The following is a 12,065-nucleotide window of genomic DNA, read 5'->3' as shown; positions in this document are numbered from 1 at the left end:
GACACTCCTTCGCAGTGAGGGGTGGAACCTGCGGTTGGTTTGCCGGAACCCTGCCCTTTGGCTGTGTCCGTCGCTATCGTCTCGCCATCGCCTACAAGCCTGGGGGGCTCATGGACCTGACCGATGTCAGCAAGGCCGTGGAGGACGGGAACGGCTACGCGGCTATCTCCGTTAAGACGCTGAGGAACGCTTTCGGCGCTCAGCGCGCAAAGAGCAACGTGGTGCAGCAGATCTCAGCGGGCCTCCGGGCCGGTGGCTTCGGGCACGTGCCGTTCGACATCCCGAAGCGGCAGGACCGCACCGTGCTGGTCTACCGCCTGGACGGAACCTCGGCTTCCGCGCTCCTCGCTCTGGTAGAGGCAGCGCACGGAGACGGCGAACAGGCAAACGGCTCGGCATGGCTGCTCTCCACCATGCTGCCGGCCATCAACGACAAGAAGTAGGGGCGACCGGGGAGGTCGGCGACAGAGCTTTTGGGTCGGCCTCCCCCGCATCAGCGTGGCGGTCCTCCTTGGCTGACGCTCATCGCAGTCCGAGGGGCTCTGAGAGGATGCCGCTCGCCCCTTGGCGGCGGAGCGAACGTTTCCCGTGGTGCGGTGAGTGGGGCGGGTGGGACTCGAACCCACGGCCGACGGATTATGAGTCCTTTGGGGATCTTGACGCCCCTTGTCGATCAACACTCATCCATGACGTTTCAGCAGGTCAGATGGGGTGAATCATGTCGGCGCTCCTCAGCCCTTGTCAGTCTTTTCCTGTCCTTGCGGCCCCAACGCAGCCTCAATGAGGCGCCAAGGGCCCCGGCCGAAGGCGTGGAGGGCGATCCCGCCAGCTCGGGAGAGTGCCTCGAACGCGCCGAGGCTCCGACCCTCTACTCGAGACGGAGCCTCTGGCCAAGTCCTAGCAGGTGCGGCTCCCGACGAGCCTCCGGCTGAACACCTCCGGTGACGGAATCCTGCGATCACTGCGTGATGCTTCCCGGGGACGACACACGGGTGCCGCCATGCCGGCGACCCTGTGGTGCACCTGCTGCGCAGCACCCGGATTGCCCGATCGGTTGGCATCGAAGCAGACGCAGCGGAGCGATCGGGACGGACTCTTGCCTTATTGGCTGATGGAGCGCGGCGCGTCGAACAGCTTCAGCGAATCGCTGTCGCGGACCGACGCGCCGCATTTCGCCATGCCCGTGTTTAGCACGGTCGGGTTCGGAGACATCACCCCGCGCAGCGAAGAGGCCCGGCTGCTCACCGCGGGGCAGGTGACGGTGAACCTCCTACTGATCGGAGTGGCGGCCGGGCTTCCGGTGACCACGGTTCAGGGAGGCAGGTGACAGCGGGGCCAGCCGGCTACCGGCGGCGAGAACGGCGCCACACCCACCGCCCGGTGCCCCGGCGAAGCGTGGGCAGCTCCAGGTCGGCACGGCGCCTTACCTCGGTCACCGTGTATGTCGGCTGGAGCGTCGGCGCAGCGTGAAGACGCAGGCGAGCATGCCGAGGCCCCAGGCGATCAGAAGGGCGCCCCAGAGCGGCATGGTCACCTCTGGAATGAGAAGGCGGATCTTGACGTTCGCGCGGTTCTCGAAGATGAAGATCAGAGCGATCACGGTGATCAGAAAGAACGGTGCGAAGCGGCGGACACCAGGGCGGGAGAAGAACGGCGTGTGTTCCTTGTGGTGTGTGCTGGTCCGAGTCATGGGATGCCTCTCAATCACACGTTGTCCCTGGCTCCAGCATCCTCTTCCACCGTACGGCCCGCTGCTGAAGCGACCGTGGCCCCTGCGCGGCGCCGCTCGCCGCGGTCGGGCCGCGCCGCATACAAGCCGTGCCGGGCCCCGCCTGGGAGTGGGACGTCGAGCGGCTCTCGGCGAGTCTCGTCATCGCGGGCCGGGCAAACGGCGTCGACGACGCCGAGCGCGCCCGCATCGTGAGCTCCACGGTGCGTTCGTACCGCGAGGCGGTGATCCGCTTCGCACTGCCGCGGCGTAGGGGACCGTTCCTCTCGCACCAGGGCGACTCCCGCCCGGAGTGACTCCGCCGACCTCGGTCCACCAACCGGTTGACCTCCGTGGCGGGTCACGGGTCGTCCTCCGGGGCGGCTGGGACGATGCGCGCATGGCACCAGGAACAGGCACTGCCGAGAGTTCGGCAACGACGCGCATCGTCCTGCCGACCCTCGCGGCCGGGCAGTTCCTGATGGCGCTCGACAGCTCGGTCATGAACGTCTCGATCGCGACGGTGGCCGAAGACCTGGGCACGACGGTGACGGGTATCCAGGGCGCCATCACGGCCTACACCCTCGTGATGGCGATGTTCATGATCCTCGGCGGCAAGGTAGGGGCGCTGATCGGCCGCAAACGCGCGTTCATGATCGGCTGCCTCATCTACGGCTGCGGCTCCCTCACCACGGCGCTCGCGCCGAACCTGCCGGTGCTGCTGCTCGGCTGGTCGCTGCTCGAGGGAATCGGGGCGGCGCTCATCCTGCCCGCGATCGTGGCGCTCGTGGCGAGCAACTTCGCCGCTGAACGCCGTCCGGCCGCCTACGGTCTCGTCGCGGCCGCGGGGGCTGTGGCGATCGCGGCCGGGCCGCTCATCGGAGGTGTCGCGACGACGTACTTCTCCTGGCGGTGGGTCTTCGCCGGTGAGGTCGTGATGGTGCTCGGCATCCTGGTGCTCGCCGGCCGCATCGCTGACGCGCCGATCGGCGAACGCCCTCGCATCGATCTCGTCGGTGCCGTGCTGTCCTCGCTCGGGCTCGGGATCTTCGTCTACGGCGTACTCCGCTCGGACGAATGGGGCTGGTTCCAGCCGAAGCCCGACGCGCCCTCGTGGCTCGGGGTTTCGCTGGTCGTGTGGCTGATGCTGGCCGGTCTGCTGCTGGTCTGGCTCTTCCTCCGCTGGGAGGCCCGCAGGGTGGAGCGGCGCAGGGAACCACTCATCGACCCGGCCATGCTGCACAACAGGCAGCTCACCGGCGGGCTGACGATGTTCTTCTTCCAGTACCTCGTTCAGATGGGCGTGTTCTTCGTCGTACCGCTCTACCTGTCGGTCGCCCTGGGTCTGTCCGCGCTCACGACCGGCGCCCGCATCCTGCCGCTCTCCTTGACGCTGCTGGCGGCCGCCGTCCTGATCCCCCGCTTCTTCCCGAACGTCTCGCCTCGGCGGGTGGTGCGGCTCGGGGTCCTCGCGTTGCTCGCGGGCGCGGTGGTCCTGATGGCCGCGCTCGACGCGGACGCCGGCGCGGAAATCGTCACCCTCCCCCTCCTGCTGATCGGATTCGGCATGGGCGCGCTGGCGTCCCAGCTCGGTTCGGTCACCGTGTCCGCGGTGCCCGAAGTACAGAGCGCCGAGGTCGGCGGCGTCCAGAACGCCGTCACCAACCTCGGCGCCTCGATCGGTACGGCACTCGCCGGGTCGCTCATGATCGCTGCGCTGACGACTTCCTTCCTCACCAGCGTGGACCAGAATCCGGCGATCCCGGCCGAGGTCAAGAGCCAGGCGACCGTCGAACTCCAGAGCGGCGCACCCTTCCTGTCGGACGCCCAGCTCAAGTCCGCCCTCGACGAAGCGGGCACGAGCACGGAGGTGGCTCAGGCGGCACTCGACGCGAACACCGACGCCAGGATCGACGGTCTGCGCGCCGCACTCGCCATCCTCGCCTTCACCGCTCTGCTCGCGATGTTCTTCACCTCACGGATCCCGAAGACCCAGCCCCGTTCGACGGAGCCATAGTCGCGGGACGGCTGGAACCAAGCCGTCCCGGACCGGATCGGACCGGATCGGACCCGCGAGAGATCACAGAGCTGGGCCGGAAGGCCGACTCGGAACTGGGGGGTCCGCCGTCGGACGAAACCCCTGGCGTCCGTGGCCGCGAGGCGCCGGCACGCGCCGGAGTGCACCGTCGACATCACACCGAGGCCGAAGCCGCGTGTGGCACAGCCTGCCCGTGAAGGGAGGCCACGTCGCCCGAGGGGTCGACCCGCAGTACGCGGAGCTGGTGGCGGTGTGGAAACGCACACGGCAGCCGGGCTCCCGTGGCCCTCGGGAAGCACGCCCTGTGCGGGGGTTCGTGATCCCCTGCAAGTCCTGACCCGCCCAGCGGCGCAACACACCCCCGGGTTGAACCCGCGGGCCCCGGCCGACGGCCTCCACGGACTCGGAAACCCCCTCCGCCTGGAGGGGGCTGACGTCCGGCGGCCGGCCAGAAGGTTTCTGCACGCGTAGTGCTTGGTGGGGCGGGTGGGACTCGAACCCACGGCCGACGGATTATGAGTCCTTTGGGGATCTTGGCAATCCTTGCCGATCAACGCTCGTCCTTGACGTTTTCGCAGGTCAGATGGGGCTATCCATGTGAGTGCTTCTCAGCCCTTGTCAGTCTGTTCCTGCCCTTGCGGCCTCAACTCGGCCTCAACGAGGCCCGACAGGATCGCACTGAAGACGAAAAGGACGATCGCGCCAGCTGAAAGACGGGATTCGAACCCACGCGCAGTGGACTTCCAACGCGCAGAGGCTCCACTCCGGGGTGCCGGGTGGGCCTGGCGCACGATGCCCTGCGCCGACAACAGCGCGACAAGCTCCCGGTCGGCCCGCTCACCGAGCACCCAGCACCGAGCACCCAGCACCCGCGATTGGCGCGGAACAGGGCCACGTCGTCCATGTTCGAATCCCAGCCCACGTGGTCCCGCCCTAGCTGGTCCTGCTCTGGATTGACGTAGCTCGCCCCGGTCGGTGACGGACGAGGAGGCGCAAGCCGCCAGGGCTTTTGCGCCTCCGTCTCCGCCTGAGCGTTTTGACCCTCGCGCTCGCGGAGGCTCCACCCGCCGGATACTCGGGGGCGGAGCCTCCGCGGTCACGGTTGCTTGTCGGCTTGGCCGGCGGTCACAGCTCCTTCGCGTAGGTGTCCTGGTACGCCGCCCTCCCTCCGAACACGTTCAGGCCGATGTGTCCGCTCGTGTACGTCGTGTCCGTCACGTCGATGATCCGCTTGCCGTTGAGGAACACCTGGATGCGGTCGCCCTCGGTGAGGATGCGGACGGGGTAGCTCGTGCCGCGGCGGACCAGTGCCGGGACGCGGGCGAGGGCGGCGCCGTCGTCGAAGTAGCCGTTGGCCTTGGCGACCAGGCGGATCACGCGTAGGTCGGGGTCGATGTTGAGGCAGTAGGCGTCGGCGCCGTCGGAGGAGGCGCGCCAGAGGAGGGAGAGGGCGCCGCTCGTGTCCGGGGCGGGGCCGCCGAGCCGGACCAGAGTGGTGAGGTCCAAGTCCGTCGCCGTGCGGGCCGAGATCGCGTTGGAGTCCTTGTCGAAGCTTCCGGCGCGGCCCGCGCTGTCCGTCGACCAGCGGCCGGCGGGGGTGATCGTCAACTTGCCGAGGTCCGAGCGGAATTCACCGCCGCTCGGGGCGGCCACCAGCGGCTTCACCCGATCCACCAGGCGGAAGGTGCTGTCGAGCCTGTGCACCTTGAGCGACTCGATGTGCGCGGTGCCGCCCTTGGCGTAGAAGGCCATGCCGTCGGCGTCCGGGCCGGGGAAGATCAGGCTGGTCACGGCGGCCTGTCCGTCCGCGCCGAATGCCTCGACCGAGGACGAGTCGACGTACACGCGCAGGGTCGCGCGGCCGTCGGTCGTCTTCATCGGCGCGGTCGTGCGGCCCGTGAAGTACTGCGTGAAGTCGCTCAGGCCCGATGCCGAGCGGTCCACGAACAGCTCCTGTGCCTCGGCTTCGTATCCGACGGTCGTGTGCTGGTCGTCGTCGGTCCGGAGCCGGAAGCCGATCTCCGTGGCGGTGCCGAGGGTGATCTCGGCCTCGATCTCGTAGGCGATGCCCCGGACTCCCGCGAGCGGGTTCGCGGAGTCGGGGCGGACGGCGAGGCCCTTGCGGGTCGTGGTGGACGTGCGCAGCGTGGCCAGCTCCGGGACCGGGCGCTGCGCCAGGCGTACGCCGTCGGCGGTGTCCGTGAGGGTCAGTTCGCGGGGGGTGCTCAGCTGGCCGTTCCAGCCGCCGGTCGGGGCGCTGAAGGGGTAGTCCCAGTTGCTCATCCAGCCGAGCCAGACGCGGCGGTCGTCGGTCAGGCCGTAGAAGGACATGGCGGCGTAGTAGTCACGGCCGGAGTCGGCGCGCAGGACCGTGCCGGCCTTCTGGTCGGGAGCGAAACCGGTGCCGTTCCACTCACCCGTGAAGTACTGGGCGGCCGAGCCGTTCGTGGCGCGTACGGCACCGGTGCTCAGGGTGAGGACCCACTTCACCTTGTCCTTGTCGCCGTCGACGGGGAGCGGGAAGAAGTCGGGGCACTCCCAGACGCCGGGTGTGGCCCAGTCGCCGTAGCCGAAGGAGCTGACGTGGGTCCAGGTGAGGAGGTCGGTGGAGGTGAAGAAGCGGATGTGGTCGCCGCCGGAGACGACCATCAGCCACTGGTCGTGGGCCTCGTCGCGGATGACCTTCGGGTCGCGGAAGGTCCAGTCGGCGTCGGGGCCGCCCGGGTTCTGCACGGCCGGACTCGAGCCGCCGTGCAGCTGCCACGATCGGCCCTTGTCCTTGCTGTACGCGATGCGCACGCTGGCGTTCCCGCCCGACTTGTCCGGGTGGTAGCTCGTGTAATAGGCGATCAGGCCCGAGCCGCCGTCGAAGAGACCGGAGGTGTCGTCGGCGTCCACGACCGCGCAGCCGGTCCAGCAGTGGCCGTAGGCGTTCCAGGGCAGGGCGATCGGCAGGGGCTGCCAGTGGACGAGGTCGGTGCTGACCGCGTGCGCCCAGCGGCCCTCGTCCTGGTGGAAGAGGTGGTACTCGCCGTCGTGGTGCAGCAGGCCGCAGGGGTCGCTGGTGGAGCCGGTGAGCTGGGAGTAGTGGTACGTGGGGCGGTACGGCTCGGTGAAGTAGTCGGCGGTGCCGCGCACCTCGACGTTCTGGAAGTACGACGTCCCGTGCGCGGCCGCGGTGCCGAAGGCGGCGCCCTTGGTGCGGGACACGCGGGTCTTGAGCGCGCGTACGCCGTCCACGTACACCTCGATGGTTCTGCCCGTCGCGCGGGCCTCGACGCGGTACGTGCCTCCGGCCGTGATGCGCCGGACCGGGCCGGAGGCGGAGGCGAGGCGGGTGCCGGAGGAGCGGTCCAGCAGGGTGACGGCGTTGCGGCCGGCTTCCAGGCGGGCTTCGTAGCCGCCGGAGCCGTTCGCGGACGCGCGCAGGGCGAGGCCGGCCGAGGAGGAGCGGTCGCCGGGTGTGATGTCGGCCCTCGCCACCAGGTCGCCGTCGGTGAAGGGGGCCGTGCGCAGGCCGTTCTCGCCGCGGATGCCGCGCAGGTCAGGGCTCCAGGTGCCGGAGCGGGGCGTCCAGCCCTGGAGGCCGGTGGCGAGGTCGGCCGCGGCGATGTTCTCGAAGGACACCTCGCCGGCCGATGCCGTGACGGCGAGTCGGCCCTTGGTGTGGGTGGAGTCCTGGGCGGTGATGACGGGGCTGTAGCCGTCGGGAGAGAGGAAGTTGGTCTGCCAGTGCACGCGCAGTTCGTCGTGTTCGGCTTCGACGCGCAGACGGTAGACCGTGTCGGCCTTGATGGTGGTCGCGTAGGTGCCGAGGGTGACGTTGCCGTCGATGCGGTAGAGCCTCAGCCTGTCCTGGTCCGCGTCGACTTGGACGCCGTAGCCGCGCGTGGCCTTGGCGTCGGTGCGCACCAGCAGTGAGGCGATGGCGGAAGCGTCGTGCAGGAGCAGGTCGGCCTGGAGCGCGGTGTCGTACGTCTTGGTCGTGGTGATGGCGCGGGCGGTGGCTCCCTGGGTTGGGGCCGCGCGCCAGCCCAGCGGACTCGCCGTCCAGGTGCCGCCGCTCGTGGTCCAGCCGGTGAGGTTGGTGGTGACCGAGGAGAGGGAGGGCGGGCCGAAGGTGACCTTGCCGCCCTGGGCGAGCAGGCCCACCGAGCCGGTGTCGTGGCGGTGGTCCTCGGTGTGGAGAAGCCGCTTGCCGTCGACATGCACCGTCAGCTCGGGTCCGTCGACCGCCACTTCGAGGTCGTAGGGCTTTCCGGCCTGCGCGCCCGGAAGTGGAGCGGTGGCGAGTGTGTCGCCGCCGGCCAGGTCGTAGAGCCGTATGCGGGAGCGGCCGGGGTCGAGGGCGACCGCGTATCCGGTCGAGCCGTCGAGGGCGGCCCGGAACACCAACGCGCCTACGACGGAGGAGGATTGGGACGTGACGCGGGCCGCGTACGTGCCTTTGGCCGCGAGTGGCTGCTCGGACAGGGCGAGGGCGGGCCCGCGGCGGCCGGCGGTCGCCGTCTGGCCGCCGTCGGAGGTGCGGGTCCAGGTGCCGGTGACGGGGATGGGGTCGGGGATCGGGGTGGCGGCGGGGGTCGCTCCGGTGGTGCTCGGGGTGGCGGCCTGTGCTGCGGGGAGGATGCCTCCGAGAGGCAGCAGGGTGGCGGCGGTTCCTCCGGCGAGCAGGAGGGTACGGCGGGACACGCTCATGGCAGCTCCTGATGAGAACAGGGGAGGGTGGGCCACGGCCCGGGGGGACGTCCACCCCGCGGGCCGTGGTCGTGTGTAAGACGGTCACGGCCACAGCGGCCGGGGCCCGTCGGTCAAGGCCGACGCCATCTGCCAGGCGTCGAACCGCTCCAGGGCCACATCGCCGTCGGCACCGATACCGACGCCGACGGCCTCGTCCGGGCGGGTGGGGTAGATGCGGGCGGTGAGGGGCCGCCCGTTGGCGAAGATCTCCAGTGCGGAGTGGTCGACGAGGACGCGCAGGTCGACCCGGCCCTCGGGGCCCAACGACAGGTCGCCGTACCGGGGTTCGGTGTCGACCGTCGGGTCGAGGCTGCTGGTCTCGCGGTGCAGACGGAGGGTGCCGCCCGTTCCGTCGTGCGACCGGCTCACCTCCACGACCGTGCGTTCCGCGCCGTCCGGTGTCTCGCGGAGCACGAGCCGGACGGTCGCTCCGGGGGCGAGACGCAGGGTCGTCTCGATGTCCAGCTGGTCCCCGCGCACGGCGGGCAGCGGGGTGTACGGGTCGGCCAGCCGGCCCGGAGCCACCTCTACGCGCTCCCGCCGCAGCTCGGTCAGCTCCGGTACCGGGGCCTGGTGCAGGCCGCCGTCCGTGGCGAGCGTGACGACCCTCGGCAGGGACATCACACCGCACCAGCCGGCCTGCGCGTTCGCCTCGTCCGTCCGGCCTTCCTGGAGCCAGCCGAACATGATGCGGCGGCCGTGCTCGTCGCGGGTGGACTGGGGGGCGTAGAAGTAGCGGCCGCCGTAGTCGAGGCGATGGAGGGCGGTCGGGGTGAAGGTGTCGCCCTGGTAGCGGCCGGTCCAGTACAGGGGGTGGTGGGTGGTGCCCTCGTCCCAGGCGGAGAAGACCAGAACGTCGGTGCTGCCGGCCTCCTCGTCCTCGCCGAGCCGGAAGAGGTCGACGCACTCCCACATCGTGCCGGTCCAGTCGAGCTCGCCCCGGTTCTGCGAGGCGTCGCCGGTCAGCAGGGGGCCGACGTAGCGCCAGCTGCGCAGGTCGTCGGATTCGTACAGGAAGGCCGTTCCGCCGACGCCCCGGATTCCCGAGCCCACCAGCTGACGCCACACCGTGTTCTCGCCGGAGCCCTCCCGCCAGACGCAGTGGTCGCGGAAGGCCGTGATGTCGACGCCCTCCGGCGGGGCGGTGATGACCGGGTTGGCCGAGTCCTTGGTCCAGTACGTCAGATCCGCCGATCCCCTGGCCACGCAAGGGAGTTCATGCTCGCCGTGCCTGCCCGAGTAGACGAGCGTGGGCACCCCCCCGTCGTCCACCAGGACACCGGACCAACAGCCGTCGCGGTCCGGGCCGTCCGAGCCTGGCACCAGGGCGACTGGCTCATCGGCCCAGTGCACGAGGTCGGTACTGGTGGCGTGGCCCCAGTGGATGCGGTGGTGGGCGGCGGCGAGCGGGTTGTACTGGTAGAAGAGGTGGTAGACGCCGTTCCAGTGACTCAGCCCGTTGGGGTCGTTGAGCCAGCCGCCGGGCGAGGTGAAGTGGAAGCGGGGGCGGTGGGGGTCGCGCAGGGCGCGCTCGGCCAGCCCCTCGGCGGTGGGACTGCCGGAGGGGAGGGTGAGGTCGTGGGTCATGCGGCGGTGGTCTCCGCTTTCTCGGTGTCGTCGGTGGCCTCGCTGTCCGGCCGGTCGGTGGCCTTGAGGACGCGGCGGGCGATGTCGGAGGCGGGTGCGCGCAAGTGGCAGCGCACCCAGTGGGGCTGTCCGTCGTCTTCGCCGACGATGTGGCGGACGGGCTCGGTGCGGCTGCACGTGCCGTCGTCGCCATAGGGGCAGGACGTGGGGTTGAGGATCGCCTCGCGGAGCTTGGCGCGCTCGACGGGGTCGTAGCTGCCGGCCCGTTCGGGGTCGGGTACGGCGGACAGCAGCAGGCGGGTGTAGGGGTGGGCGGGGGCGTCCATGACGGCCAGTGCGTCGCCGCCCTCGACGAGTTCGCCGGCGAACATGACCATCGTGGTGTCCGCGAGGTAGCGGGCGGAGCCCAGGTCGTGGGTGATGTAGAGCATGGCGATGTTCCGCTCGTCGCGCAGGCGCCGCATCAGGTTGAGCACGCCGACGCGCACGGAGACGTCCAGCATCGACGTCGGTTCGTCGGCCAGGATGAGGCGCGGTTCCACCGCCAACGCGCGAGCGATGGAGACGCGCTGACGCTGGCCGCCGGAGAGTTCGTGCGGGTAGGACTGGAGCATGTCCTCGGTCAGGCCGACCGTTTTTATCAGCTCGCGCAGCGCCTCTGGTGTGGCGGAGTGGCCGTGCAGGACGAGGGCCCGGGTGAGGAAGTGCTCGATGCGGTGGACGGGGTTGAGTGAGCCGAAGGGGTCCTGGAACACCATCTGGACCTTGCGGCGGTACGCCCGTGATGCCCGGCGCCGCTCGGTGCGCAGGACGTCCTCGCCGTCGAGCAGCACCTGTCCGGCGGAGGGCTGTTCGAGGCGGGCGAGACAGCGGGCGATGGTGGACTTGCCGCTGCCGGACTCGCCGACCAGGGCGGTGATCCGGCCGGCCGGGAGATCGAAGGAGACGTCGTTGACGGCTCGGACGCGGCGCCGGGAGAAGACGGTGCCGACCTGGAAGTCCTTGGTCAGACCGCGTACGGACAGCAGGGGCTGGGTCATCGCGGGGCTCCCTGGGCACTCTGGGCCGCCCACCGGCCGGGGGCGATCTCGCGCAGGTCGGGGATGTTCATGGAGCAGTCCGAGCGGTCCTCGGGACAGCGGACGTGGAAGCCACAGCTGTCGGCGGTGCGCGGGGCGTCGAAGAGGCCGGTGAGTTCTTGGCGCGGGCCGGTCAGCGGCGGGAAGGCGTTCATCAGCGCCTCGGTGTAGGGGTGGAGCGGATGGGCGAACAAGTCCTTGGCGTCGGCGAGTTCGACGATCCGTCCGCCGTACATCACGCCCATGCGGTCCGACAGCTCGACCATCAGAGACATGTCGTGGGTGATGAAGAGGATGGAGAAGCCCAGCTCCCGCTGGAGGTCGCGGATCTGCGCCATGATCTCCTGCTGCACGACCACGTCGAGCGCGGTGGTCGGCTCGTCCATGATCAGCAGCCGGGGGCGCAGTGCGACTGCCATGGCGATGACGACGCGCTGGCGCATGCCGCCGGAGAGCTGGTGCGGGTACGCCTTCAGCCGCCCCGGGTCGATGCCCACCATCTGAAGCAGCTCGCCCGCCCGCTCCCGCGCGGCCCGCTTCTTCAGCTTCTCGTGGGTGGTGAAGATGTCGACGATCTGCTCGCCGATGGTCAGGACGGGGTTGAGCGAGTTCATCGCCGACTGGAAGACCATGGCGCTCTCCCGCCACCGGAAGGCGCGAAGCTCGCGTGCGTCCAGGGCGAGGACGTTGCGGCCCTGGAAGCGGATGCTGCCCGCGGTGATTTCCGCCGGGGGCTTCAGCAGTCGCATCACCGCGTTGGCGATGGTCGACTTGCCGCAGCCGGATTCTCCGGCGAGGCCGAAGATCTCTCCGGCTCCGATGGAGAAGGAGACGTCGTCGGCGCCCACGACGGTGCGTCCGTCACCGCGGTATTCGACGCGCAGGCCGTTCACCTCAAGTACGGGTTCCATGG

General features: G+C 70.0%; 8 protein-coding genes and 1 pseudogene. 4 read left to right on the top strand and 5 right to left on the bottom strand.

Annotation, left to right across the window (positions count from 1 at the left end; all coding sequences use genetic code 11):
- Both ACFPZI_RS36210 and ACFPZI_RS36205 read left to right on the top strand, forming a co-directional pair.
- Positions 1-443, top strand: a 443-nt coding sequence (locus ACFPZI_RS36210) for a hypothetical protein (protein WP_381371395.1), incomplete at its 5' end; no start/stop codon positions are given.
- Positions 444-1,000: 557 nt separating this feature from the next.
- Positions 1,001-1,327, top strand: a complete 327-nt coding sequence (locus tag ACFPZI_RS36205) for a potassium channel family protein (RefSeq protein WP_381371394.1) — start codon at positions 1,001-1,003, stop codon at positions 1,325-1,327.
- A 105-nt stretch (positions 1,328-1,432) separates the two neighbouring features.
- Here ACFPZI_RS36205 and ACFPZI_RS36200 read toward each other — a convergent pair whose 3' ends face one another.
- Positions 1,433-1,690 carry a LapA family protein gene (locus ACFPZI_RS36200; RefSeq protein ID WP_055595758.1) on the bottom strand — a complete coding sequence of 86 codons (258 nt, stop codon included), beginning with the start codon at positions 1,688-1,690 and terminating at the stop codon, positions 1,433-1,435.
- Between the two features lie 122 nt (positions 1,691-1,812).
- Here ACFPZI_RS36200 and ACFPZI_RS36195 point away from each other — a divergent pair.
- Together ACFPZI_RS36195 and ACFPZI_RS36190 are read left to right on the top strand one after the other, a co-directional pair.
- A pseudogene (locus ACFPZI_RS36195) lies at positions 1,813-1,968 on the top strand (DUF2252 family protein); the annotation flags it as partial.
- 140 nt (positions 1,969-2,108) lie between these two features.
- The gene (locus ACFPZI_RS36190) at positions 2,109-3,725 is read left to right on the top strand and encodes an MFS transporter (protein ID WP_381371393.1); all 1,617 of its coding nucleotides are present in this window, start codon (positions 2,109-2,111) and stop codon (positions 3,723-3,725) included.
- Between the two features lie 1,146 nt (positions 3,726-4,871).
- On the opposite strand, the gene ACFPZI_RS36185 is transcribed toward ACFPZI_RS36190, so the two are convergent.
- From ACFPZI_RS36185 to ACFPZI_RS36170, 4 genes are all read right to left on the bottom strand, one after another.
- Entirely contained in the window at positions 4,872-8,444 is a 3,573-nt protein-coding gene (locus ACFPZI_RS36185; RefSeq protein WP_381371392.1) for a GH32 C-terminal domain-containing protein, read from the bottom strand.
- Between the two features lie 84 nt (positions 8,445-8,528).
- Positions 8,529-10,073, bottom strand: a complete 1,545-nt coding sequence (locus ACFPZI_RS36180) for a glycoside hydrolase family 32 protein (RefSeq protein WP_381371391.1) — start codon at positions 10,071-10,073, stop codon at positions 8,529-8,531.
- Positions 10,070-11,113 (bottom strand): ABC transporter ATP-binding protein, encoded by a 1,044-nt coding sequence (locus tag ACFPZI_RS36175; RefSeq protein WP_381371390.1) that lies wholly within the window; start codon positions 11,111-11,113, stop codon positions 10,070-10,072. The genes ACFPZI_RS36180 and ACFPZI_RS36175 overlap by 4 nt, the downstream gene beginning before the upstream one ends.
- A complete protein-coding gene (locus ACFPZI_RS36170) occupies positions 11,110-12,063 on the bottom strand; it encodes an ABC transporter ATP-binding protein (protein ID WP_381371389.1) in 954 nt (317 codons plus the stop codon). Before ACFPZI_RS36170 ends, ACFPZI_RS36175 begins: the two co-directional genes overlap by 4 nt.
- Positions 12,064-12,065 lie beyond the last annotated feature (2 nt).

The sequence above is a fragment of the Streptomyces chlorus genome, from assembly GCF_042655885.1.
In the GTDB taxonomy this organism is placed as follows: Bacteria; Actinomycetota; Actinomycetes; order Streptomycetales; family Streptomycetaceae; genus Streptomyces; species Streptomyces chlorus.
This window is presented reverse-complemented; position numbering and strand designations above follow the sequence as displayed.

Coding starts and splice junctions, on each gene's coding strand:
- ACFPZI_RS36205 (WP_381371394.1), top strand. CDS start 1,001: ATGCCGGCGACCCTGTGGTGCACCTGCTGCGCAGCACCCGGATTGCCC.
- ACFPZI_RS36200 (WP_055595758.1), bottom strand. CDS start 1,690: ATGACTCGGACCAGCACACACCACAAGGAACACACGCCGTTCTTCTCC.
- ACFPZI_RS36190 (WP_381371393.1), top strand. CDS start 2,109: ATGGCACCAGGAACAGGCACTGCCGAGAGTTCGGCAACGACGCGCATC.
- ACFPZI_RS36185 (WP_381371392.1), bottom strand. CDS start 8,444: ATGAGCGTGTCCCGCCGTACCCTCCTGCTCGCCGGAGGAACCGCCGCC.
- ACFPZI_RS36180 (WP_381371391.1), bottom strand. CDS start 10,073: ATGACCCACGACCTCACCCTCCCCTCCGGCAGTCCCACCGCCGAGGGG.
- ACFPZI_RS36175 (WP_381371390.1), bottom strand. CDS start 11,113: ATGACCCAGCCCCTGCTGTCCGTACGCGGTCTGACCAAGGACTTCCAG.
- ACFPZI_RS36170 (WP_381371389.1), bottom strand. CDS start 12,063: ATGGAACCCGTACTTGAGGTGAACGGCCTGCGCGTCGAATACCGCGGT.